This is a genomic window from Pseudomonas sp. NFACC25, from assembly GCF_900100935.1.
In the GTDB taxonomy this organism is placed as follows: domain Bacteria; phylum Pseudomonadota; class Gammaproteobacteria; order Pseudomonadales; family Pseudomonadaceae; genus Aquipseudomonas; species Aquipseudomonas marginalis.
In genome coordinates this window covers 339,345-363,442 of the sequence record NZ_FMUC01000005.1, presented here as the reverse complement: position 1 = coordinate 363,442, position 24,098 = coordinate 339,345, and the positions used below count along the sequence as shown (strand labels likewise).

The window sequence follows — 24,098 nt, the reverse complement described above, 5'->3', positions numbered from 1 at the left end:
ACTGTAGGAGTCGGCAAGTCGGCTCCTACAAAGGGTTGCGTCCGCCTCAAGCGTCAGCGGCGGCTGCTGACTTCGGCGGGTACATCATCGCCCGCCATGCGCTTGCGAAACAGCGCGGTGCGCGCCAATAGCAGCGTGGTCACCGGCACCGTGATCGAGAGCAAAATCGGAATCAGCCACCCGTGCAGCACCGGCCCGGACTTGAGCACCGAAAAATAGATAATCGACGCCAGCGCCACACACCAGGCGCCCAATGTCGAGGCCAGCGCCGGCGGGTGCATGCGCTGGAAGAAGTCTTTCATGCGCAGCAGGCCAATCGCGCCGATCAACGCAAATACGCTGCTCAACACCAGCAGCACCGCGACGACGATTTCCATCCATAACGGCATCATTCAATCACCTCCCCACGCAGCAGGAATTTGGCCAGGGCAAACGAGCCCACGAAGCCGAACAGCGCAATCAGCAGCGCCGCTTCAAAGTAGGTGTCGCTGGCATAGCGAATACCCAGCACCAGCATCATCAGCATCGCCAGGATGTACAGGTAGTCCAGCGCCAGGACCCGGTCCTGGGCCGACGGGCCTTTGAACAGGCGGATCAGGGTCAGCACCATGGCCAGGGAGAACAGGAACAGGCTGAACAGGATCGCATTGGAGAGCAGGGCGCTCATTCGAAGATCTCCATCAGGGGCCGCTCGTAGGTGGTCTTGAAGTGCTCGATAAACGACACTTCATCCTCCAGGTCGAATACGTGCAGCAGCAGGATGCTACGGTCCAGCGCCAGTTCCGACCAGATGGTGCCGGGGACCACGGTGGTGATCATCGACAGGGCGGCGAGGCCGTTGGCGTCGCGCAGGTCCAGGGGGATTTTGACGAAGCGCGAACGCGGTGGGCGGGAGCCGCACATCAGCACGCCCCAGGCCACTTGCAGGTTGGAGACGATCACATCGCGGCCGACCAGGAAAAACAGGCGGATGATCACGCCAGGGCGGCGGATGCGGATCGGCAGCGGGCGCAGCGGCGCCATCAGCAGCGGCGCGAGAAAGCCCAGCAGCGCGCCCAGCAGCAGGTTGCCGGGGCTGACGGACAGGTTCAGCACCAGCCACAGCAACCACAACGCGAGGGACAACCATGGGGCAGGCAACAGGCGCTTCATGGTTGAACCTCCAGCGCGGCGGTCTTGGCTTCGGGGCTGGGGACCGGACGCGTGGCCATCACCGCCATCACGTAGTGTTCCGGGTTGTTCAGGCTCTGGGCAGTGGCCTGGGTGTAGCGCATCAGCGGCTCGGCCTTGAAGGTCAGCAGGATGCTCAGGCCCAGCAGGAAGAAGATCGGCACGCACTCATAGCGGCGCAGCAAGGGCGACGGGCGCTCTTCCGGGGTCCAGAAGCGCTGGATACCCAGGCGGGCGAAGGCGATCAGCGAGGCAAGGCCCGAGAGGATCAACAGCGCCACCAACCCCCAGGCCGCGGGACGAATGGGTTCATCCACACTGACACCCAGGCCCAACGGGTTAACCAGCGCACTCAACAAACTCAGCTTGCCGATAAACCCGGACAGCGGCGGCATGCCGATGATCAGCAGGGCGCAGGCGACAAAGCTCAAGCCGAGGAAGGCCATGGTCCAGGGAATCACCTGGCCGACCACGGCTTTCTGCTCGTCATCCAGGTTCACGCCAGGACGCGGATGCAGGGATTCCATGGCCTTGGGCAGTGCGTCAATCTCTTCATCCAGCGGCAGGTCGTTGGCCGAGCGCGAACGCTCGATCAATTCGGCCAGCAGGAACAGCGCACTCAACGCCAGGGTGGAACTCACCAGATAGAACAGCGCCCCGGCGGTCAGGCTTGGCTGGGCGAAACCAACGGCCGACAGCAGGATCCCGGCCGAGACCAGGATGCTCAAGCTGGCCATGCGCTCGAGCCGCTGCGCCGCCACCATCGCCAGCGCCGCGCAGATGATCGTGGCCATGCCGCCGTACACCAGCCAGTCGCCGCCAAACAACGCCGATGCGCCGGCCTGGCCGGAGAACAACAGGGTCCACAGGCGCAGCACGGTGTACACGCCGACCTTGGTCATGATCGCGAACATCGCCGCCACCGGCGCGCTGGCTGAGGAATAGGCGGGGGCCAGCCAGAAGTTCAGCGGCCACATGCCGGCCTTGGCCAGGAATGCGGTGGCGAGGATCGCCGCACCGGCATGCAGCAGGCCGCGATCCGCCTCGGGAACCAGCGGGATTTTCAGTGCCAGGTCAGCGAAATTCAGCGTGCCGGTCACGCCGTAGATCATCGCCGCGCCGATCAGGAACAGCGACGACGCCAGCAGGTTGATCGCGATGTAATGCAGCCCCGACGACACCCGCGCCCGGCCCGAGCCGTGCAGCATCAAGCCGTAGGACGCCGCCAGCAGCACCTCGAAGAACACGAACAGGTTGAACAGGTCCGCCGTGAGGAACGCGCCGTACAGGCCCATCATCTGGATCTGGAACAGCGCATGGAAACTGGTACCGGCACGGTCCCAACGGGCCATGGCGAACAGCAGCGCGCTCACGCCGATGATCCCGGTGAGCACCAGCATCAGCGCCGAGAGCTGGTCGACCACCAGCACGATGCCGAACGGCACCTGCCAGTTGCCCGGCAGGTACACGCCAATCGAGCCGGGGCCGCCTTTTTGCGTCCAGTACAACAGCAGGATCGCGATGCCCAGGCCAATGACGCTGGAGAACAGGTTGATCCTGGCCTTCAGCGGGCGGCGTTTTTCGCCGAGCATCAGCATCAGCGCGGCGGTGAGCAACGGCAGCAGGATGGGGGCGACGATCAGTTGGTTGACCCAATTCATTCCTTGGGCTCCCGGCCGTCCACATGGTCAGTGCCGGTCAGGCCCCGTGACGCCAGCAGCACCACCAGGAACAACGCGGTCATGGCGAAGCTGATCACGATCGCCGTAAGCACCAGGGCCTGGGGCAGGGGATCGGTGTAATTGAGCAGGTCCTGGGGCACGCCGTCCTTGATGATCGGCTCCTTGCCGATAAACAGGCTGCCCATGCTGAAAATGAACAGGTTGACCCCGTACGACAACAGGCACAGGCCCATCACCACCTGGAACGTCCGTGGCCGCAGGATCAACCAGACGCCGGAGGCCGCCAGGACCCCAATGGCAATTGCGATGACTTCTTCCATCAGGCGGCTCCTTCGGTGGCGGCGACTACTTTGGCCTGGTTGCTCGGTTTATGCGCACGCACCGACTGGTGGCCGAGGGCGGTGAGCATCAGCAGCGTCGAGCCGACGACCATGGCGTATACGCCCACATCGAAGAACAACGCGCTGGCAACATGAATATCGCCCAGCAGCGGCAGGCTGAAATGCCAGGTATGGGTGGTGAGGAACGGGTAGCCGACAAACAACGCGCCGATCCCGGTCAGCGTCGCCGAGAACAGGCCGAAGCCCATCCAGCGCATCGGCCGCAGGCTCATCTGCGCCTCGACCCACTGGGTACCGGCAACCATGTACTGCAGGATAAACGCCACCGACATCACCAGGCCGGCGACAAACCCGCCGCCCGGTTGGTTGTGGCCGCGCATGAACAGGTAGAACGACACCACCAGCGCAATCGGCAGCAGCAGGCGCACCAGCACCGCCGGCACCATCATGAAGCCCAGGGCGGTGTCGCTGGCCTGGCGCGGGTTGACCAGGTCGGTGGCCACGTCCGGCGCCAGTTGACGCTGCTGTGGCGGCAGCTCCATGCTTTCCTTGGACGGGCGGAAACGACGCAGCAGGGCATACACCGTCAGCGCCACGGCGCCGAGCACGGTGATTTCGCCGAGGGTATCGAAGCCCCGGAAGTCCACCAGCATCACGTTCACCACATTGCTGCCACCGCCCTCGGGCAGGGCGCGGCTCAAGTAGAACGAGGAAATATCGTTGGGCGTCTGGCGCGTCAGCATCGCATAGGACAGCAGCGCCATGCCGCCGCCTACCACGGTGGAGAGCAGGAAGTCGCGCAGACGACGGATGCGCGCCTTGCGCAGCGAACTGGGCAGTGGCGAGACTTCTTCGATCCGCCGTGGCAGCCAGCGCAGGCCGAGCAGGATCAGTACGGTGGTGACCACTTCCACCACCAACTGGGTCAGCGCCAGGTCCGGCGCCGAGAACCACACGAAGGTGACGCAGGTCATCAGGCCGCACACGCTGACCATGGTCAGGGCCGCGAGCCGGTGGTACTTGGCTTGCCAGGCGGCGCCCAGGGCACAGGCAATCGCCAGCAGCCACAGGGTGACGAACACGATGGAGCCCGGGATCTTCGGGCGGTCGCCCCAGCTGAGGCCGCTGTTGAGCATCGGGATCATGGCGCCGATCACCGCGACGATCACCAACAGGAACAATTGGGTCTGCAGGCGCTTGGTGCTGATGCGTTTCTCGATCCTGCGCACGCCGCGCATCATCACCACCAGGCTGCGCTCGAAGCCGCGCTTGCCGTTGAAGTAGCTGATGACCGGCGGGTACTTGAAACGCCCGCGCTTCAGTTGTTTGCGTAGCAGCAGGTAGAGCACCACGCCACCGGACATGGCCACCAGGCTCATGATCATCGGTGCATTCCAGCCATGCCAGATCGCCAGGCTGTATTCCGGCAGCACGCCGCCGACCACCGGCAGCGCCGCAGCGGCGAGGATCGAACCGACCACCTGGGCCGGGAAGATGCCCACCAGCAGGCAGGTGAATACCAGCAGCTCAACCGGGGCACGCATCCAGCGCGGGGGTTCGTGAGGCGTGTGGGGCAGATCGGTGGCGGGCGGGCCGAAGAACACATCCACGGTAAAGCGCAGGGCGTAGGCCACGCTGAACGTACCGGCGATGGTCGCGATCAGGGGCAGGGCGATTTCCACCCATTGGGTCGATGAGATAAACACGGTTTCAGCGAAGAACATCTCTTTGGACAGGAAACCGTTGAGCAACGGTACGCCGGCCATGGATGCGCTGGCCACCATCGCCAGGGTCGCGGTAAACGGGATCAGGCGCACCAGGCCACTGAGCTTGCGGATGTCCCGCGTGCCGCTTTCGTGGTCGATGATGCCCGCCGCCATGAACAGCGAGGCCTTGAAGGTGGCGTGGTTGAGGATATGGAACACCGCGGCGACGGCGGCCAGCGGGCTGTTGAGGCCCAGCAGCAGGGTGATCAGCCCGAGGTGGCTGATGGTGGAATAGGCTAAAAGGCCTTTGAGATCATTCTGGAACATGGCGCAGTAAGCGCCGAGGAGGAGGGTCAGGGCGCCGGCACCGCCGACGATCCAGAACCATTCTTCGCTGCCGGACAGCGACGGCCACAGGCGGGCCAGCAGGAACACGCCGGCCTTCACCATCGTCGCCGAGTGCAGATAGGCAGACACCGGGGTCGGTGCAGCCATGGCGTGGGGCAGCCAGAAATGGAACGGAAACTGCGCGCTTTTGCTCAGGGCGCCGATCAGCACCAGCGCGAGCATCACCGGGTACAGCGAATGCGCGCGGATCTGCTCGCCGGCGGCCAGCACCTGGTCCAGGTCATAGCTGCCGACGATATGTCCCAGCAGCATCACGCCCGCCAGCAGGCACAAGCCGCCCGCACCGGTGACCATCAAGGCCATGTACGCACCACGACGCGCATCGGCGCGATGGTGCCAGTAGCCGATCAACAGGAACGAGAACAGGCTGGTCAGTTCCCAGAAGAACACGATCTGGATCAGGTTGCCGGAAATCACCAGCCCGAGCATGGCGCCCATGAAGGCCAGGAAAAACGCGAAGAAACGCGGCACCGGATCGTCCGGCGACATGTAGTAGCGCGCATACAGCGACACCAGCGCGCCGATGCCGAGCACCAGCATCGAGAACAACCAGGCGAACCCATCCATGCGCAGCACGAAGTTCAGCCCAAGGCTGGGCAACCACATGAATTCTTCGCGGATCACGCCACCGTGGGCGATCTGGGGGTAGAGCAGGGCGACTTGAACGGTTCCGACCAGGGCCACAAGGCCAGCCAGCAGGGATTCGGTGTTACGTGCATTGTGCGGCAGCAAGGCCGCCAGACAGCTGCCGATAAAAGGCAGAAGCAGTAGAACTATCAGGGACATAGGCTTCTAATCTGCGGGAGTTTGGGATGCATCATACGTGCCGCTTTGTCGATCACCAAACGGCAACATGTGGCAGGATCCTACAAAGTAGGTCGAAAACTCCCGTTTGGCATTGTTTCGGACCCTAGCCCTGTTGCTCCTGTTCCCGCTCATCCTGCAACTCGATGGCCTTTTGCCCTTTTGTTTTGATCTCACTCACAATCACCGCCACCACAATCAACGCCGCCCCCAGCATGGCAATCGGCGGGAATCGCTCGCCGGCGATCCGCCCGACTACCCCGGCCCACACCGGCTCACCGGCATAGATCAATGTGGCCCGTGTCGGCGAAACGCTTTGCTGCGCCCAATTCATGGCGACCTGGATCACCGCACTGGTCAGGCCCAGGCCCACGGCGCTGAACAGCAGCAGCCAGGAGAACCCCGGCAGTGCCTCGCCCATCGGCACCACCATCAAAAACGACAGCAGCGACGCCGTCGCCAGTTGCACCACCGTCACCCGGCGTACGTCCACTTGCCCGGCGAACGCACTGATCAAAATGATTTCCGCCGCTATCGCCACGGCACCGATCAGGGTGGCGATTTCCCCGGGGCTGAAATTCAGCGAAGCCCCGGCGGGACCGGTCAACAACATCAACCCGGCAAACGCCAGCATGATGCCGATGCTTGGCATCAACCCCGGGCGCCGGCCCAGCACAAGCCATTGCAGCAGCGGCACGAACGGCACATACAGCGCGGTAATGAACGCCGACTGGCTGCTCAGGATCGTCTGCAGGCCAATGGTCTGCAGGCCGTAGCCGAACATGATCGCCACGCCGATGAACACGCCTGCCTTCAGCTCGAACAACGTCAGGTCGCGCAGGGTACGCAAGGAAAAGAACCCGACCACAATCGCCGCCGCCGCAAAGCGCAGGCCCACGAAAAACATCGGTCCGCTGACAGTCATGGCATGCTGCACCAGCAAAAACGTGCCGCCCCAGATCATGGTGATAAACACCAGGATGCACTCGGCTTTACTGAAACGGTGGAAACGCGAGGGGGAGTTCGGCGTGGTCATGGCGGCTCGGTCTTGCAAGGGAAAGGCACGGACCGCACAATGCGCCGCACGCTGGGCAGTATACTGCGCACACCCACCCATTGAGCAATATAGTGCACAAAGAAAATCCACAACGGGCCTCGGTCCTGCAGCACGTCAGCCAGAACGTTCGTCGCCTGCGCCACGCCGCCGACCTGAGCCAGACTGCGCTCTCGGAAAAGTCCGGGGTCAGCCGGCGCATGCTGGTGGCCATCGAGGCCGGGGAAAAGAACGTCAGCCTGTCCACCCTCGACCGTGTGGCCGAAGCGTTGGATGTGGCGTTCAGCGACCTGATCCAGGCGCCGGATGTGCGCGATCACAGCCGCATCAACGAACTGGCCTGGGCGGGGGAAATCGACGGCAGCAAGGCGGTGTTGCTGGCCAAGGCCACGGCGCGGCGCGAGGTCGAGTTATGGGAGTGGCGTCTTGAACCCGGTGATCGCTATTGTCCGGACCCCGACCTGGAGGGGTGGAGCGAGCAACTGTTCGTCTTCGAGGGCAGCCTGACGTTGGTGGTCGGCGAGCAGGAAAATACCATCGGTGCCGGCGAATTCTTCATGTTCGCCAGCCACCAGCCCCATGCCTATCGCAATGACGGCCAGGTCGCCGTGCGCTTTGTGCGCAATGTGGTGATCTAACTGTTTGCCAGCCAACAGTGGATGCACACTTTGCTGGTTTGAAACTGCGGTTGTACGCCTGTTTACGCGGCAACCGGCTGATTTTACTGACGATTAAATTCAGGCACGACTCCTGCAAACACTCCAGTATCCCCTCGGAGCCTGGAGTCGGCCCATGTCTGCCCACCCTCAACAACCTGCCCATATCATCCGCTCGGACGCGGAGGCCATCGAGGTCGCCAAGCGCCTGGCCGAACGCTTTGCCGTCGACGCCAGCGCGCGCGACCGTGAGCGGCGCCTGCCGGTGGCCGAACTGGACGAGTTTTCCGCCAGCGGCCTGTGGGGCATCACCGTTCCCAAGGCCTATGGCGGCGCCGGGGTGTCCTATGTGACGGTGGCCGAGGTGATCAAGTTGATCTCCGCCGCCGACCCGTCATTGGGGCAAATCCCGCAGAACCACCTGGGCGTGGTGGACATCCTGCTGCAAACCGCCACCGAGGAACAAAAACGCCACTACTTTGGCAAAGTCCTGGCGGGTTATCGCTTTGGTAACGCCTTCTCCGAGGCCAAGAGCAAAAACGCCGGCACCTTCGACACGCAGATTCGCTTCCACGGCGACACCGCGCAGATCAACGGCGAAAAGTTCTACTGCACCGGCGCGCTGTTCGCCCATATCGTGCCCACCGTGGGTAATAACGAAAAGGGCCAGGCGTTCATCGGCCTCGTCGAGCGCGATGCGCCAGGCCTGACCGTGATCGACAACTGGGACGGTTTCGGCCAGCGCACCACCGCCAGCGGCGGCGTGACCCTCGACGGCGTGAGCGTGCCCTTGAGCGCGGTGATTCCCGCCCACCTGGCGTTTGACCAGCCCACGGCCGATGGGCCGATTTCGCAAATCATCCAGGCAGCTGTGGACACCGGCATTGCCGTCGGCGCCCTTGAACAGGCAAAAATCTTCGCGCGCCAGGCCCGTCCGTGGATCGACAGCCAGCAGGATCACGGTTGGCAGGACCCGTTCACCATCGCCGCCATCGGCGACCTGGAGTGGCGTGTGCACGGCACCGAAGCGATCCTCGCCAAGGCCGGCCTCGCCGTCGACCGGGCCCTCGCCGAACCGAATGAAGACACCGTCGCCCAGGCCTCGCTGGTGGTCGCCCAGGCCAAGGTCCTGTCGGCCGAAACCGCCTTGCTCGCCAGCAGCAAACTCTTCGAGCTGGCCGGCACCCGCTCGGTCACCGCCAAGCACAACCTCGACCGCTTCTGGCGCAACGCGCGGACCCACACCCTGCACGACCCGGCCCGCTGGAAATACCACCTGATCGGCAATTTCGTGCTCAACGGCGTCAAGCCTGCGCGCCATGCCTGGAACTGAGGACCTGACCCATGACCGCCCTGACCCTCGCACGCCAACTGCTGGACAGCACCCGTCGCCACGTCGCAAAAAGCGACGACCCCTACGTGATCAGCCGCTTCGGCGATTGGCAGATTCGCGTGGATGTAGCAGCCGCCTTGCTGGAACGCGCCGAAACCGATCCAAGCCCGGTCGCCGTCACTGAAGCGCAGATCGCCGCCGCCGAAGCCTTGCTCTTTGCCAGCAACACCGAATTCGAACTGACCGGCCAACGCACCGCGCTGCCACCGACCCTGGATGACCCGTTGCGCTGGAAATACCAGGTCGTCGGCAACTACCACCTCAACGGAGTGCTGTGATGTCCCGTGAAATCCGCTTGAACGCCTTTGACATGAACTGTGTCGGCCACCAATCGCCGGGCCTGTGGGCGCATCCGCGCGATCGCTCGTGGCAGTACAAGGACCTTGAGTACTGGACCGACCTGGCGAAGATCCTTGAGCGCGGCAAGTTCGACGGCCTGTTTATCGCCGACGTGCTGGGCATCTACGACGTGTACAACGGCAACGGCGACGCGGCGATTCGCCAGGCGACCCAGGTGCCGGTCAACGATCCGTTGTCGCTGATCGCACCCATGGCGCTGGTTACCGAGCACCTGGGTTTTGGCCTCACCGCATCGCTGTCGTTCGAGCACCCGTATCCGTTTGCCCGCCGTCTCTCGACCCTCGACCACCTGACCAAGGGCCGCATCGGCTGGAACATCGTCACCTCCTACCTGGAAAGCGGCGCCAAGAACCTTGGCCAGAAAGCCCAGACCGAACACGACGCCCGCTACGACTATGCCGAGGAATACCTGGAGGTCTGCTACAAACTCTGGGAAGGCAGTTGGGAAGAGGGCGCGGTACTGCGCGACCGTGAACGTCGGATCTTCAGCGACCCGAGCAAGATCCACGAGATCCGCCACGTCGGCAAACACTTCCAGGTGCCCGGCATCCACCTGTGCGAACCCTCGCCGCAGCGCACCCCGGTGCTGTACCAGGCCGGTGCCTCCAGCCGTGGCAAGCAGTTCGCCGCCGAGCAGGCCGAATGCGTGTTCGTTGCCGCGCCGTCCAAGGTGCTGCTGAAAAAGACCGTCGCCGACATCCGCCGCCGTGCGGCCGAAGCCGGACGCGACCCGAAGAAAATCCTGATTTTCAACTTGCAGACCGTGATCGTCGACGAGACCGACGCCAAGGCCAAGGCCAAATTCGACGAATACAAATCCTACGCCAGTTATGAAGGCGCGATGGCGCTGATCTCCGGCTGGACCGGGATCGATTTCAGCCAGTTCAAGCCGGATGAACCGCTCAAGCACGTGCACACCAATGCGATTCAATCGGCGGTGGAAGCTTTCTCCACGGCGGATCCGAACAAGGTCTGGACCCCCAGCGAACTGGCCGATTGGGTCGGTATCGGCGGCTTTGGCCCGCTGTTCGTCGGCGGCCCGGAGACCGTGGCGGACCTGTTGCAGGAGTGGGTCGAAGAGACCGACGTGGACGGATTCAACCTCGCCTATGCGCTGACCCATGAAACCTTTGTCGACGCCGTCGAATGGCTGGTACCGGAGTTGCAGAAGCGCGGCGTGTACAAGACCGAATACGCCCAGGGCACGTTGCGCGAGAAGTTGTTTGGCGATGGTGCAAGGTTGGGCGCGAACCACCCTGGCGCGGGCTACCGCAATTTATCTGGGATACAAAAAACCAATGTGGGAGGGGCGGTGCGACGATTCGACTTGCCCCCGATAGCGGTGGCTCAGTCAAAGGTGTTCTAACTGATCCACCGCCATCGGGAGCAAGTACCGCCCCTCCCACAGTTGTCCTGTGTCGATCCAAATAATCAAGCCAGCGGACCACCGCACGCACACCCCCCAATAGGAGCAACCCCCTATGAGCGTGCACGAACCAACGGCCCTCCTGGAACACCTGAGCCACTGGGCGCAACTCACACCGTTGCACATCGCCCTGCGCCACAAGCGCCAGGGCCAGTGGTACGCCTGGCGCTGGATCGACACCTTGCGCGATGTCGAACGCCTGGCCGATGGTTTGCGCCAGCAAGGTTTCGATCAACAGTCACGCTTGGTGCTCAGCGGCGCCTTTGAGCCGAACCTGCTGTTGCTGGCGTTGGCGGCCCATTCCGTCGGTGCACAGGTGCTGACGCTGGCCGATAACCTCGAGCCGCAGGCCTTGGAGCAACAGCTGTGGCGTATTCATCCCAGCCACGCCTACGTTCAAGGTCGCCAGCGCGATTGGACCTTCACCCAGCGGTTGGATTTCGCCCAACTGCTCGGCCCCGTGGACCCGGCGCAACACCTGCAGCGCTGGTGGCAGCCCGCCGGTGAAACCGCGTTGTGGAGCGAGGAGGGCACCCACTGGCAAGGCGGCCTGGCGGTGGTGCTGGAGCAGTGGCTGAGCAGCGGCCACGGCCTGGCCTTCCCGGAAAGCCTGGCCTCGGCGCGACGTGATCGCAGCGAAGTCGCGCCCACCGGCCTGCTGCTGTCGCCCGCCCGTTTGCTGCACCTGGCCGACGAGATCGAAAGCCGCCTGCCACCCCACGGCACCTGGCGTCGACGCCTGTGCGACTGGGCCATTGCCCACCCGCACAGCGGCCTGCGCCGCCTGCTGAAAAACCGCGTGCGCACACTGTTGGGCTTCCAGCGCCTGGCCTATATCTGGCAGCCCCTCAAATCCAATGCCGAGCCGACGTGGCTTGCCGAATTCAAACGGGAACGTGCATGAGCCAAGCCATTCTCCAGGTGCGGGACATCTCGCTGTCGTTCAAGGGCGTCAAGGCGATCAATGGGCTGTCGTTCGAGGTGGCGCGCGGGGAAATCTGCGCGTTGATCGGGCCCAACGGTGCCGGCAAGAGTTCATTGCTCAACGTGCTCAACGGCGTGTATCGCTTCGATGCCGGCGAGATCGTGTTCGAGGCGCAGCATTTCCAGCGTATCGACCCGCTGGGCGCCGCGCGTCGAGGCATTGGCCGTACCTTCCAGAACAACGCCCTGTTCAAGAAAATGAGCGTGCTCGACAACATCCTCACCGGCCTGTCGCGGCATATGCGCACCAGCTTTATCGAACAGGCCCTCGGCTTGCCCCGCGCACGCCGTGAAGCCGAAGCCTTCCGCCTGCGCGCCCAGGGCATCCTCGAGTTCCTGGAGCTGCAAGCCTACCGCGATGTGCTGGTGGGCAACCTGTCCTATGGCCTGCAAAAGCGTGTGGAGCTGGGCCGTGCATTGATCGCCGGGCCCAGCCTGTTGCTGCTGGACGAACCCATGGCCGGCATGAACGCCGAGGAAAAACAGGAAATGGCGCGCTTTGTCGCCGACGTGAACCGCGACCTCGGCACCACCGTGGTGTTGATCGAACACGACATGGGCGTGGTCATGGGGCTGTCCGACCATGTGGTGGTGCTCGACTACGGGCGCAAGGTCGGCGACGGCACCCCTGCCGAGGTGCAGGCCAATCCCGAGGTGATCGCGGCCTACCTGGGAGTGACGCACTGATGACGTTCTTCTTCGAAACCCTGCTCGGCGGCCTGCTCGCCGGCACCATGTATTCCCTGGTCGCGATCGGCTTCGTGCTGATCTACAAGGCCAGCGGCGTGTTCAATTTTGCCCAGGGCTCGATGCTGCTGTTTGCCGCGCTGACCTTCGTCAGCCTGCACGACCAGGGCGTGCCGTTTGCCCTGGCGTTGCTGTTGACGGTGATCGTGATGATTGTCGGCGCCTTGCTCATCGAGCGCCTGGTGCTGCGGCCGCTGGTGAACCGCTCGCAGATCACGTTGTTCATGGCGACGCTGGGCCTGTCGTTCATTATCGAAGGCCTGGCCCAGGGCGTGATGGGCTCGCAGGTGCGCGCCCTGGACTTGGGCATCGACGATGTACCGCTGTTCGTCGGGCCGCTGATGCTCAGCCAGTTCGACCTGATCGCTGCGGCCGTGGCCGTGTTGCTGGTGACCGTGCTGGCGCTGCTGTTCAACAAGACCCGTATCGGCGTGTCGCTGCGCGCGGTGGCGGATGACACCACGGCGGCGCTGTCCATCGGCATCAACCTCAACCGCATCTGGCAGATCGTCTGGGCGGTGGCCGGCATCGTCGGGCTGGTGGCGGGGTTGTTGTGGGGCGCGCGCCAGGGCGTGCAGTTTTCGCTGTCGCTGGTGGTGCTCAAGGCCTTGCCGGTGTTGATCATCGGCGGCTTCACCTCGATTGGCGGGGCGATTGTCGGCGGGCTGATTGTCGGCGCTGCGGAGAACCTCGCCGAGGTGTATATCGGCCCGCTGATCGGTGGTGGTATCACGCCGTGGTTCGCCTATGTCCTGGCGTTGTCCTTCCTGTATATCCGTCCCGCCGGTCTGTTCGGCGAGCGCGCCATCGAGCGAGTCTGAAAGCATGTCGATCCCTGTTGCTGAACACACCGCCCCCTTGCTGCTGGTCCAGCGGCGCGTGCCCTGGAGCCTGCTCGGCCTGCTGGCGCTGGCGTTTATCGTGGTGCCGCTGTGGGGCAATGACTATTGGCTCAACGCGATCCTGATCCCGTTCCTGGTGCTGTCCCTGGCCGGGCTGGGCCTGAATTTACTCACCGGCTATACCGGGCAAACCTCGGTGGGCGCAGCCGGCTTCATGGCGGTTGGGGCGTTCGCCACCTATGGGTTTTTACTGCGCCTGCCTGAGCTGGGCCTGCCGGTGGCGCTGCTCGGCGGCGGGATCATCAGCGCCTTGGTCGGGCTGCTGTTTGGCTTGCCCAGCTCGCGGATCAAAGGCTTCTACCTGATGGTCACCACCTTGGCCGCACAGTTTTTCCTGGAGTGGCTGTTCGTCAAATTCCCCTGGTTCTACAACTACGGCTCGTCCGGGACCATTTCGGCGCCGAAGCTGGCGTTGTTCGGCCATGACCTCAACACGCCGCTGGGCCGCTACTGGCTGACCCTGGTCACGGTGCTGTTGTTGACCTGGGCCGCGGTCAACCTGGTGCGCAGCCAGGTGGGTCGCAACTGGATGGCGATCCGCGACATGGACACCGCCGCCGCCGTGGTCGGTATTCCGGTGGTGCGCTACAAGCGCCTGGCGTTTGCGGTCAGTTCGTTCTACCTCGGCATCGCCGGCGCGTTGTGGGCGTTTGCCTACCTGGGCACGGCCAGCGCCAGCAGCTTCGACATCAACCGCTCATTCCAGATCCTGTTCATCATCATTATCGGCGGCATGGGCAGCATTGCCGGCAACTTCGTCGGCGCGGCATTCATCAGTTTGCTGCCGATCTTCCTCAGCCATGCCGGGCAGGCGTTGTTCGGTGGCTCGGTGGACGCGGGGCAGTTGCAAAACCTGCAGAAAATCATTTTTGGCGTGTTGATCATCGTGTTCCTGATCAAGGAGCCCGAGGGCTTGATTCGCCTGTTGTACAACCTCCGTGACCGGCTGCGTCAGTGGCCCCTACGTTTCTGACTGAATAAGAGAGTCCCTATGCGTGCATCCTTGAAACGCTCCCTGGCCGGCGCCGCCTTCGCGCTGGCTGCCCTGGCCGGTGCCGTGCCCCAGGCGGTAGCCTCGGCCGACCAGCAGTTCTTTCCCCTGGCCACCTACCGGGTGGGTGCCTACGCCTCCAGCGGCGTGCAGGTGTGGGCCGGGATGATCGACTACCTGCGTTATATCAACGAGGTCGAAGGCGGCATCAATGGCGTCAAGCTGGTGTGGCAGGAATGCGAGACCGAGTGGACGGCGGAGAAAGGCATCGAGTGCTACGAGCGCTTCAAGAACGGCCTGGATGGCGCGCCGGTCGCGGTGTACCAGCCCAACGGCGCACCGGCGGCCTATGCGCTCAGCGAAAGGGCAGAGGTGGACAAGATCCCGCTGATCACCCTCGGCTACGGTCGCACCGAAGCCACCGACGGCACCGTGTTCCCGTACAACTTCCCGGTGATGCTGACGTTCTACAGCGAGGCGTCGACCCTGGTGAACTACATCGCCCAGCGCGAAGGCGGCTTCGACAAACTCAAGGGCAAGAAGATCGCCACGGTCTACCACGACTCGGCCTACGGTCGCGAAACCCTTGGCCCGCTGAAATTGCTGGCGGAAAAATACGGTTTTGAAAACATCCAGATTCCGGTGGCCGATCCGGGCAATGAGCAGTCCGCGCAATGGCGCCAGGTACGCCAGGCCAACCCGGATTGGGTGTTCCTGCGCACCTGGGGCGTGTCCACCCCGGTGGCGGTGAAAACCGCCGCACGCTTCGGCTTCCCGGTGGACCATATCATCGGCGACATCTGGGCCAGTTCCAGCGAAGACGTATTGCCCGCAGGCGCCGCCGCCAAGGGCTACCTGGCGCTCACGCCTTACCCGGCAGGAGCGGATTTCGAGATCCACAAGCGCCTCAAGCAGTACATCCTCGACAAGGGCCACAGCGACCTCAAGGACCTGAAGAATTTCGGCAGCGTCTACTACAACTCCGGCCTGGTGAACGCCGCCGTGGCCGTGGAAGCGATCCGCACCGGCCAGGCCAGGTTCGGCAAGCGCCCGCTCAATGGCGAAGAAGGTCGCTGGGGCCTGGAACACCTGAATATCGATGACGCGCGCTTGAAGGATATGGGCTACCTGGGCCTGATGCAGAACCTCAAGCTGTCGTGCCGCGACCACGAAGGCGGCGGCTCGGCGCGCGTGCAGCAATGGGACGGCGCCCACTGGACGCTGATCAGCGACTGGATCGCCGCCGACCGCGCCCTGTTGCGCCCGCTGATCGATGAAAAATCCGCGGCGTTCGCCAAGGAAAAAGGCCTGACGCCACGCACCTGCACCGGGGATGAATAAATCATGAGCCAGCTCGCCAGCGAAGCCACGCGCCCGTCGTTGTTGACGGTCAACGATATTGAAGTGATCTACGACGGCGCGATCCTCGCCGTGGCCGGGGTGTCGCTGAGCGTGCCCAAGGGCGCCATCGTCGCCCTGCTGGGGGCCAATGGCGCCGGCAAGAGCACCACCCTCAAGGCGATCTCCGGGCTGGTGCGTGCCGAGCGCGCCGAAGTCAGCCGGGGCGTGATCGAATACGCGGGCGTCGACCTGGCCGGCGTCGACCCCAGCCAGCGTGTGCGCCAGGGCATGGTGCATGTGCTGGAAGGCCGCCATGTCTTCGGCCAGCTCAGCGTCGAAGACAACCTGCGCAGCGGCGGCTTTGTCCGGCGCCTGAGCCGCAAGGCCATGGAACAGGACCTGGAGCGCATCTACGCCTGGTTCCCGCGGCTCAAGACCAAGCGCCACACCCGCGCCGGCCTGACGTCCGGCGGCGAGCAGCAAATGGTCGCCATCGGCCGCGCGTTGATGACCCGTCCTACTTTGGTACTGCTCGACGAGCCGTCCATGGGTTTGGCGCCTATGATCGTGCAGGAGATCTTCGAGATCATCGCGCAGCTCAACCGCGAGCAGCAGGTGAGCTTCCTGATCGCCGAGCAGAACATCAACGTCGCGCTCAACTATGCGTCCCAGGGCTACGTGCTGGATACTGGGCGCGTGGCCTTGAGTGGCAGCGCCGCCGAGCTGTTGGCGCGGGGCGACTTGCACGATATTTATCTGGGTAAACAGTAAAGGCGAATGTGCATGACTGAATCCCTCCGCAACGCTGATGTGCTGATCATCGGCGGCGGCCTGAGCGGCACGATGCTGGCGGTGCAACTGCTGCGCCGGCCTGGGCAGCGCCGGATCCTGGTGATCGAACCGCGCGCCGAACTCGGCCGTGGCGAGGCCTACAGCGCCGTCGAACTGGGCCACACCTTGAACGGCAACGCGGCGCGCATGAGCGTCGACCCGGAAAACGCCGATGACCTGACCCAATGGCTGACCGCCTACATCGGTGCCGGCGGTTGGCCCGAGTCGGACCAGCAACACGTGCCCATCAGCGAACTGTTCCCGCCACGCGGGATTTTTGGCCTGTATGCGCAGCAACGGCTGGCTGAGGCCAAGGCGTTGTCGGCGTCCACCGTCGAGCATATCCGCGCCGAAGTCGTCGACCTGCAGGTCGGCGACGATTCAGTGTTGCTGACCCTCGACAACGGCCAGCAACTGCGCGGCGCCCAGGCGGTGTTGGCCACCGGCATGTTCCCGGCGGCACGCACGCCGCAGACCCAGTCCAGCGGCTTGAACGCCGCCGCCGTGGACCCCTGGGACGTGCAGGCCATGACCCGGATCGACCCGCAGGCGCCGGTGCTGATCATCGGCTCCGGGTTGACCATGGTCGACGCCGTGGTGTCCCTGGAACAGGCCGGGCACCTTGGGCCCATCGAGGTGTTTTCACGCCACGGCTTGTTGCCCCATGTGCGCCGGCAACCGCCGGGCTGGGACGATTTCCTCGCTGCCGACCACGCCTTGCGCAGCCCGCGACAACTGCTGCGCGAGGTGCGGCGTCAATGCCGCCTGGCATTGGCGCAGGGCATCGATTGGCAGGCGCCATTGGACACGGTGCGCGCCCATATCGGCCGGCTGTGGAGCCAGGCCAGCGAGGGCGAGAAACGCCAGTTCGTGCGGCATGTGCGGCCCTGGTGGGAAAGCCATCACCACCGCTCGCCGCCGTTGAGTGCCCAGTTGGTGGCCCGGCTGCATGAGCAAGGGCGGTTGCGCATTCGCGCGGCGTCGTTCAAGGGGCTGGAGCCCTCGGGCGAGGGCGTGACCATTCGCTTGCGTTACCGTGGCGAACAGGTGGTCAGCCTGGTATCGGGAGCGGCGCTGATCAACTCCAGCGGCATCGAATACGACTGGCGCCGCGTGGCCCGGCCGTTGCCGCAGCAGTTGCTCAAGCGCGGGCTGATCAGGCCGGGGCCGCTGGCGTTGGGGATTGCGGCGGACACGTGCGGCGCCGTGCTGGATGCCCAGGGCCAGGTCAGCATGCGATTGTTCGCCATGGGCCCGCCGTTGCGCGGGATGTGGTGGGAGAGCACGGCGGTGACGGATGTGGCGCTTCAGGCCAAGGCCTTGGCATTGAAGTTGGCGCATTTCTAAATGTGGGAGGGGGCAAGCCCCAATGCCGGTCAGTTAAGGGACAGAACGGGCAACCCCTCCCACAGGGGATCTCCATTTATCTTGAGGTCTTTACGAAACCGGGTTTTAGGCCGAACACTTCCACCCCCTGCGGCGTCGATTGCCCGGTAGTCACCTTCACCCGCTCCACCGGCTTATCCATCGCTTCTCGATACTCCACCGTCCTGTCCGCCTGGATCGCCTCGCTCGGAATCACTATCGCCTGCGCATTGTTGTAAGTGACGATGGTCAACCGCGCACTCATCCCCAGGCGCACCCGCTGCAACTGTTGCGGGGTCAGCCTGGGGATCGACAACGTCACCGGAAACTGCGCGCTGCCCTGGCTGTCGCTGGCAATCGCCAGGCCGCTGACCACGCTCACCGAGCCGCTCAACCGTTCCCCGTCAAAACCATCGCCCAGCACTTCCACCGCCTGGCCTTGGTGCAGCTGGTTGATGTCCAGCTCAGACACCTTGGCGACGATTTTCAGCCGCTCGATATTGGCCAGGCCGAACAGCACCTGGCCCTGGCTGACCTTGCTGCCGGCCTGAATCGGCGCGTTGGTGTTGCCGCTTTGGGGCGTATTGTTGCCGGGGGCGGGCACCACGATGCCGGAGAACGGCGCCTTCACCTCCTTGCCTGCGAGCAGGGTACGCAAGGCCTCGTATTTCACCGTGGCGTTGGTCAGTTCCATGTCGGCGATCTGGCGGTATTCGCCCTTGCCCTGGTCGAGGGCCTGTTGCAGTTCGCTGCGGGCGGAGGCGAGGTCCAGTTGCTGTTGCTGAGCCTGTTGCTTGAGGTCGTCCAGCTCATTGCGCGGGATGATGCCGCGCTTGAACAGGTTTTCGCTTTCGGTGAGTTTGCGTTGGGTGTTGCCGGCGGTCATCTCGGCGGTGCGCAGGCTGCGGCGCGCACGGCTGACGGTGGGGCCGCTGTCCCAGTCCTGCAGCTCTTGCACGGCGCGGCGGGCCTTGAGCTGGGCGGAGAGGGCGTCGCGCAACTGCACCTCAAGGGTGGCCGGGTCCATGCGCAACAGCACCTGGCCAGCCTCGACCCGCTGGCCTTGCTCCACCAGATTGGCCTGCACGTTACCGTCGAACGGCGCCGTGAGGGTGAGGGTGGTGTCGGGTTCTATCTTGCCCACCAGGCCGATCTGGTGCACCAGCGGGTCGGGCTTGACGGCCAGCCATTGTTCGGTGGCGCCGGCCGGGCCTTCTGCGGGGCTGCGCAGGGCCAGCCCCGCGCCGGCCAGCAGCAGAATCAATGCGACGCCCAGCAGGCGTTTTCGATTAGTAGTCATTGAGGGCGATTTCCCAACTTTCCAGCGTCATGCCCAGGGTCAAGTCGAGCTGGGTCTGGGCGTTCAAATAAGCGATCAGGGCGTTGAGCTGCGCGTTTTCGGCATTGCGCAGGTCGGTCTCGAAGCTCAGCACCTGGAAGTTGGTGGAGCGCCCGGCGCTGAGTTTCTCGCGTTCGATCTCGATCTTGCGCCGCGACAACTCCACCGCGCGCTGGGAGATTTCATACTGGCGCCAGCGGGTGCCGAGGTCGCGTACCACGTCGTTGACGTTGCGTTCCAGTTCCTGGCGGGCGTCGGTGATGCGGATCTCCTGGTCCTCCACATTGACCCGCGCGCGCACTTCGGCCTGGCGCGTGCTGATGTCGCCGATGGGGATCTGCACCTGCACCCCGGCGTAGCTGTCCCAGGTCCGGTTGTTGGTGCTGCCGCCGTCGTTATTGTAGGCGTCGCGTATCTGGTTTGCGCCGGCCACCAGGTCCACCTGCCAGCGCCCGGAGTCCTTGGCGATCACCAGGTTGAGGTCGGCCTGCTGGCTGCCGAGCAGGGCGGCGAGGTATTCCGGTTGCTGGGTCTGCGCCAGGTTGAAGGCCTGGCGTTTGTCGATCTGCATGGGCTTGGCCTCCAGGGCTTCGGTGGCGCGAATCGGCGTCGACAGGTCCAGGGCCAGCAGGCGCAGCAAGGCCAGGCGGTTGGTGTCCAGTTGGTTCTGCGCTTCTTCGACGCCCAGTTGCTGGGTGGCGATATCGGCTTCGGTCTGCACGATCTCGAATTCGGCCATGCGCCCGGCGCTGATCAAGGCTTTGTTCACCTCCAGCAAGGTGCCGGAGCGCTTGAGGGCGTCCTGTACGATGCTCAGTTGCTCCTGGGCCCGCAGCAGTTCGCGGTAGGTGGCGATGATCTGGCTGATGGTCTGCGCCACGGTCGCCTTGAGGTTCAGGCGGTTGGCCTGCTCCGACAGGCGCGACAGGCGCAACGGTGCGGTGGTGGCGTCCCAGCCGGCGCCGCGCATCAACGGCTGGATGATCGCCAGGTCGAGGCCGTCGCTGCGGTAGCGGCCGGCGCGGTCGGCGTTGTTCAGCTGCTGGGTCCAGGCCATGCTCAGGCGGGTGCCGTACTCACTGAGCAAGCTGGTGGCCGGCGCCACGTTGGCATTGCGCGCACTGTCCTGGGAGCCACGGGTGCTGCGGTAATAGCTGTTAAGGGTGAGCTTGGGGTTGAACACGTCTTCGGCGACGCGCAGGTCGAACTTCTGCGCCACCCGTTGCAGGTAGGCGCTGCGGATTGCCGGGTTGTTGCGCAGGCCCAGGTACACGGCGTCACCCAGGGTCATGCTGGTGACCTGGGCATTCAAGGACACGCCCCGGTCGTAACCGCTGCGGGTGCTGCTGGGGGCCGACGGCTTGATGACCACCTCGGCGGCCACGCCGTGCAGGCTGATCAACACGAGCAACCCCAGCCATTTACTCATCGCGCAAGGCCTCCACCGGCTGCAACCGTGAGGCCGACACCGCCGGGTAGATGCCAAAGAACAAGCCCACCAGCAACGTACTGCCCACGCCAAGGGGCAGGGCGGCGACGGCCAGGTCGAATAGCCAGCCCGACAGCCAGGCATAGAGCCAGGCGGCGGTCATGCCAAGTACCGCACCGCACAGCGCGCCGACGGCGGTGAGGGTGACGGCTTCGAGCAGGAACAGGTTGCGGATGTCGCGCTGGCGAGCGCCCAGGGCCATGCGAATGCCGATCTCGCGACGGCGCTCCGACACGTTCATCAGCATCACATTCATCACGCCTACGCCGCCGCCGACCAGGGAAATGGCGCCGAGGGCCAGCAGCAGGTAGGCGAAGGTGCGGCTTTGCCGGGTCATGCCGTCGATCATTTGCTGGGGCACCTGGATGTCGACCGTGTGGTCGGTGAGTTGGGTCTGCAAGGCGCTGGCGGCTTCCGTGGCAATGTGTTCCATGTCCTGGCCGGGCGCGGCGCGGATAATCACATTGCCGATCTGCGGCATGGCATGGATGCGGCGCATGCCTTCGGCGGGAATGAACAACGACTCGTTGGCCTGTACCGGCATCAGCATTGCCCTGGGCTGGTTCTGCAGAATGCCCACCACCAGGAACAGGTAGTCGTTGATGCGCACGCGGTCGCCCAGTTGCAGCGGATCGCCCGGCGCTCCGAGGGCCTGGGCCAGTTGGTCACCGATCACGCCATAGGTTTCGTTGGCGTCGAAGCTCGACAGGAAGCGCCCCTGCCGTACCACCAGGCGCATCGCCGCCTGGATGTCCGGTGTGCTGCCGACGAGGTTGGCGTTAGTGGTACGGCCATGGAACACGATGGGCCCGCTGAACAAGGTCAGCGCGCCGATATGGGCAATGCCCGGCACGGCCTGGCGCACGGCATCCAGGTCGAGCCTCGCGGGCGCGGGGACCGTGCTGCTGCCCTTGGGAGGGAACTGGGCGACCAGGGTGTCGGTGCCCATGTCCTTGAAAATCATCGCGGCATCCACCGCCGCGTTATGGCCGATATTGATCAGCGCCACCACCGACGAACTGCCGATGACGATGCCCAGCAGGGCCAGCACCGAGCGCTTGCCCAGGGTGCGCAGGCTGACGAAGGCTTCATGCAGCAGTTGGCTGAAGCTCTGTTCGACCCGCAGGCTCATAGGCGCCCGGCCTCGTGCACTACGCCGTTGCGCACCAGGATCTTGCGCTCCAGGCGTTCGGCGATATGCGGGTCGTGGGTGACGATGATCAGTGTGACCTGTTGCTCGCGGTTCAATGCCAGCAGCAGGTCCATGATGTCCTGGGCGGTGCTGCTGTCGAGGTTGCCGGTGGGCTCGTCGGCCAGGATCACCGAAGGCTTGCCCACCAATGCACGGGCAATCGCCACACGCTGGCGCTGGCCGCCGGAGAGGTCGGCGGGGCGATGGTGGGCGCGTTCCGCCAGCCCGACCTGTTCGAGCATGCGCAGGGCCTGCGCCACCGATTCATGCCGCGATACACCGCGATAGCTCAGGGGCAGGGCGACGTTGTCCAGGGCGCTGAGGCGCGGCAGCAGGTTGAAGCTCTGGAACACAAAGCCGATCTGCTGGTTGCGGATCGCCGCCAGTTCGTCCGGGGATGCACTGAAAATATCGTGGCCGGCAAAATGGTACTGGCCGCAATTGGGCAGGTCCAGTAGGCCGAGGATATTGAGCAGGGTGCTTTTGCCGGAGCCCGAGGCGCCGAGGATGCCGCAGCTGTCACCGCGCTCGATGGACAGGCACACCTCATTGAGAATGGTCAGTTCCTGCCCGGCGAGCTGATAGCGCTTGCCGATGCCTTGCAGGGAAATCAAGCCTGGGTGCGCGGGGGTATCTGTCATCGTGACTACGCCTGCAGTCTCGACGCTGCCGTCATGCGCCCTTTGTAAATCTTTGTAACAAGTTCGGGAGCTATCTGGTTCGCGTCACGGACTGGTTTTATTTCTTGTTTTTAAAATATTGTTTGAATACTAACCGTGTTCCCGATGCTTCGCCAGCCGTGGATGTAGAGCGGTTTTACGCTTTGAAAAGATTTCCCTCGCCGGTACGGGGGTCTACCGAAAGGTCCGTGGCTTGCCTGAGAATCCCCATGGGCAAAGGCTTTGGATAGTATGGCGGTGTGTCACTACTTGCTTTCGACCGGCCACACCGGTATAAAAAATCAAATTATTTTTTAAAACAATATTTCCGCCGTGGAACCCTTATGGTCGCGAAGAAACTCAGCGCTCCAAACGTTACCAAGACTCGATTGCTGGATGCGACAGAGGCTCTCTTCATCAAATACGGCTATGACGCCGTGCTGCTGCGGCAGATTACCGAGCGCGCCCAGGTGAACCTGGCTGCCGTGAACTACCACTTCGGGGACAAGGACTCCTTGATGAAGACCCTGCTGATGCAACGCCTGGAGCCGCTCAACGAGCAGCGCTTGGAATTGCTGGCGCGCTGTGAGGCCGAATCCGACGGCCCCCTCGACTGCGACACCTTGCTCGGCGTGCTCTTCGCCCCGGCCATGGGCCTGGAACGCAGCGACCCGGCGAGTGGGGAAGGCCGTTCGTTCATCCGTTTCCTCGGGCGGGTGTACAGCGACACCTCGCCGTTTATCCAGGAATACCTCAAGGTGCATTACCAACCGGTGTTCCAACGCTTCTTCGAAGCCTTCGCCCTGGCCTTGCCGGACTTGCCGCGCAACGAGCTGGGGGTGCGCCTGCAATTTGCCCTCAAGGCGATTTCCGGGGTCATGGCCGGTACCGAATTGCGCCTGCTGATGAACTCCATGAGCCTGGGCCGCCCGGCGACGGATGCCGAGGTGATGGCCAAGCTGATCACCCTGGTCTCGGCGGCGATTCGTGTGCCGCAGCAAAGCCCCGAAGCCGAAAACGCGTTGGCCAAGGTGCTGGACACCCAGCGTGCCATTCGTGAACAGGCGACAGCGCCGGCCGCCAAGGCCTCGCGCTGACAAATCCCAGGCAAAAAAAAGCCCGCTGGGGCGGCGGGCTTGATGTGCAACGTTTGTAACGGATGAGGCTTCACCCTACGTCCCGGGATGTGAATAAAACGTGAAAAAAATGTAAGAGAAAGTGTGAAACTGTTGAGCTGGGTAAACAGGTCAACGGACTC

23 protein-coding genes are annotated in these 24,098 nt (G+C 63.9%); 12 read left to right on the top strand and 11 right to left on the bottom strand.

Going from position 1 to position 24,098, the window contains the following annotated elements:
- Positions 1–53 precede the first annotated feature (53 nt).
- The 7 genes from BLQ09_RS15245 to BLQ09_RS15215 all read right to left on the bottom strand — a co-directional run bounded on the left by BLQ09_RS15245 (position 54) and on the right by BLQ09_RS15215 (position 7,147).
- Positions 54–392 carry a Na+/H+ antiporter subunit G gene (locus BLQ09_RS15245; RefSeq protein WP_028616866.1) on the bottom strand — a complete coding sequence of 113 codons (339 nt, stop codon included), beginning with the start codon at positions 390–392 and terminating at the stop codon, positions 54–56.
- Complete coding sequence (locus BLQ09_RS15240) at positions 389–667, bottom strand: K+/H+ antiporter subunit F (RefSeq protein WP_005789171.1); 279 nt, start codon at positions 665–667, stop codon at positions 389–391. Before BLQ09_RS15240 ends, BLQ09_RS15245 begins: the two co-directional genes overlap by 4 nt.
- Positions 664–1,152 (bottom strand): Na+/H+ antiporter subunit E, encoded by a 489-nt coding sequence (locus BLQ09_RS15235; RefSeq protein WP_027606291.1) that lies wholly within the window; start codon positions 1,150–1,152, stop codon positions 664–666. The genes BLQ09_RS15240 and BLQ09_RS15235 overlap by 4 nt, the downstream gene beginning before the upstream one ends.
- Positions 1,149–2,831 (bottom strand): monovalent cation/H+ antiporter subunit D, encoded by a 1,683-nt coding sequence (locus BLQ09_RS15230; protein WP_027606292.1) that lies wholly within the window; start codon positions 2,829–2,831, stop codon positions 1,149–1,151. Before BLQ09_RS15230 ends, BLQ09_RS15235 begins: the two co-directional genes overlap by 4 nt.
- On the bottom strand, positions 2,828–3,172 hold the full coding sequence (locus BLQ09_RS15225; protein ID WP_003192163.1) for a Na+/H+ antiporter subunit C: 345 nt from the start codon (positions 3,170–3,172) through the stop codon (positions 2,828–2,830). The genes BLQ09_RS15230 and BLQ09_RS15225 overlap by 4 nt, the downstream gene beginning before the upstream one ends.
- Positions 3,172–6,093, bottom strand: a complete 2,922-nt coding sequence (locus BLQ09_RS15220; RefSeq protein ID WP_027606293.1) for a monovalent cation/H+ antiporter subunit A — start codon at positions 6,091–6,093, stop codon at positions 3,172–3,174. Before BLQ09_RS15220 ends, BLQ09_RS15225 begins: the two co-directional genes overlap by 1 nt.
- A gap of 124 nt (positions 6,094–6,217) precedes the next feature.
- Positions 6,218–7,147 (bottom strand): DMT family transporter, encoded by a 930-nt coding sequence (locus BLQ09_RS15215; RefSeq protein ID WP_027606294.1) that lies wholly within the window; start codon positions 7,145–7,147, stop codon positions 6,218–6,220.
- 92 nt (positions 7,148–7,239) lie between these two features.
- Between BLQ09_RS15215 and BLQ09_RS15210 the strand changes: the two genes are divergently transcribed.
- The 11 genes from BLQ09_RS15210 to BLQ09_RS15160 all read left to right on the top strand — a co-directional run bounded on the left by BLQ09_RS15210 (position 7,240) and on the right by BLQ09_RS15160 (position 18,143).
- Complete coding sequence (locus BLQ09_RS15210; RefSeq protein ID WP_027606295.1) at positions 7,240–7,803, top strand: helix-turn-helix domain-containing protein; 564 nt, start codon at positions 7,240–7,242, stop codon at positions 7,801–7,803.
- Positions 7,804–7,957: 154 nt separating this feature from the next.
- Entirely contained in the window at positions 7,958–9,154 is a 1,197-nt protein-coding gene (locus BLQ09_RS15205) for an SfnB family sulfur acquisition oxidoreductase (RefSeq protein WP_092357640.1), read from the top strand.
- A gap of 11 nt (positions 9,155–9,165) precedes the next feature.
- Positions 9,166–9,492, top strand: coding sequence for an acyl-CoA dehydrogenase (locus tag BLQ09_RS15200; protein WP_027606297.1), 327 nt, complete (start codon positions 9,166–9,168; stop codon positions 9,490–9,492).
- Positions 9,492–10,940, top strand: a complete 1,449-nt coding sequence (locus BLQ09_RS15195) for an LLM class flavin-dependent oxidoreductase (RefSeq protein ID WP_092357638.1) — start codon at positions 9,492–9,494, stop codon at positions 10,938–10,940. The genes BLQ09_RS15200 and BLQ09_RS15195 overlap by 1 nt, the downstream gene beginning before the upstream one ends.
- 115 nt (positions 10,941–11,055) lie before the next feature.
- Entirely contained in the window at positions 11,056–11,904 is an 849-nt protein-coding gene (locus tag BLQ09_RS15190) for an AMP-binding protein (protein WP_027606299.1), read from the top strand.
- Positions 11,901–12,671: an ABC transporter ATP-binding protein gene (locus tag BLQ09_RS15185; protein ID WP_065940090.1), complete on the top strand. Its 771-nt coding sequence runs from the start codon at positions 11,901–11,903 to the stop codon at positions 12,669–12,671. The genes BLQ09_RS15190 and BLQ09_RS15185 overlap by 4 nt, the downstream gene beginning before the upstream one ends.
- The gene (locus tag BLQ09_RS15180) at positions 12,671–13,552 is read left to right on the top strand and encodes a branched-chain amino acid ABC transporter permease (protein WP_092357636.1); all 882 of its coding nucleotides are present in this window, start codon (positions 12,671–12,673) and stop codon (positions 13,550–13,552) included. The genes BLQ09_RS15185 and BLQ09_RS15180 overlap by 1 nt, the downstream gene beginning before the upstream one ends.
- A gap of 4 nt (positions 13,553–13,556) precedes the next feature.
- The gene (locus BLQ09_RS15175; protein WP_092357634.1) at positions 13,557–14,606 is read left to right on the top strand and encodes a branched-chain amino acid ABC transporter permease; all 1,050 of its coding nucleotides are present in this window, start codon (positions 13,557–13,559) and stop codon (positions 14,604–14,606) included.
- An 18-nt stretch (positions 14,607–14,624) separates the two neighbouring features.
- A complete protein-coding gene (locus BLQ09_RS15170; RefSeq protein WP_065940088.1) occupies positions 14,625–15,965 on the top strand; it encodes an ABC transporter substrate-binding protein in 1,341 nt (446 codons plus the stop codon).
- A gap of 3 nt (positions 15,966–15,968) precedes the next feature.
- Entirely contained in the window at positions 15,969–16,736 is a 768-nt protein-coding gene (locus BLQ09_RS15165) for an ABC transporter ATP-binding protein (RefSeq protein ID WP_027606304.1), read from the top strand.
- Positions 16,737–16,748: 12 nt separating this feature from the next.
- Entirely contained in the window at positions 16,749–18,143 is a 1,395-nt protein-coding gene (locus tag BLQ09_RS15160) for an FAD/NAD(P)-binding protein (RefSeq protein WP_092357632.1), read from the top strand.
- A 76-nt stretch (positions 18,144–18,219) separates the two neighbouring features.
- Here the strand turns inward: BLQ09_RS15160 and BLQ09_RS15155 are convergent, their stop codons facing one another.
- The 4 genes from BLQ09_RS15155 to BLQ09_RS15140 are packed head-to-tail and all read right to left on the bottom strand — an operon-like array spanning position 18,220 to position 22,822.
- The gene (locus BLQ09_RS15155; protein WP_092357630.1) at positions 18,220–19,461 is read right to left on the bottom strand and encodes an efflux RND transporter periplasmic adaptor subunit; all 1,242 of its coding nucleotides are present in this window, start codon (positions 19,459–19,461) and stop codon (positions 18,220–18,222) included.
- Positions 19,451–20,929 carry a TolC family protein gene (locus BLQ09_RS15150; RefSeq protein ID WP_092357628.1) on the bottom strand — a complete coding sequence of 493 codons (1,479 nt, stop codon included), beginning with the start codon at positions 20,927–20,929 and terminating at the stop codon, positions 19,451–19,453. The genes BLQ09_RS15155 and BLQ09_RS15150 overlap by 11 nt, the downstream gene beginning before the upstream one ends.
- Complete coding sequence (locus BLQ09_RS15145) at positions 20,922–22,121, bottom strand: ABC transporter permease (protein ID WP_027606308.1); 1,200 nt, start codon at positions 22,119–22,121, stop codon at positions 20,922–20,924. The genes BLQ09_RS15150 and BLQ09_RS15145 overlap by 8 nt, the downstream gene beginning before the upstream one ends.
- Positions 22,118–22,822, bottom strand: a complete 705-nt coding sequence (locus BLQ09_RS15140; RefSeq protein WP_027606309.1) for an ABC transporter ATP-binding protein — start codon at positions 22,820–22,822, stop codon at positions 22,118–22,120. The genes BLQ09_RS15145 and BLQ09_RS15140 overlap by 4 nt, the downstream gene beginning before the upstream one ends.
- A gap of 362 nt (positions 22,823–23,184) precedes the next feature.
- Here BLQ09_RS15140 and BLQ09_RS15135 point away from each other — a divergent pair, with 362 nt between their 5' ends.
- Entirely contained in the window at positions 23,185–23,937 is a 753-nt protein-coding gene (locus BLQ09_RS15135) for a TetR/AcrR family transcriptional regulator (RefSeq protein WP_027606310.1), read from the top strand.
- Positions 23,938–24,098 lie beyond the last annotated feature (161 nt).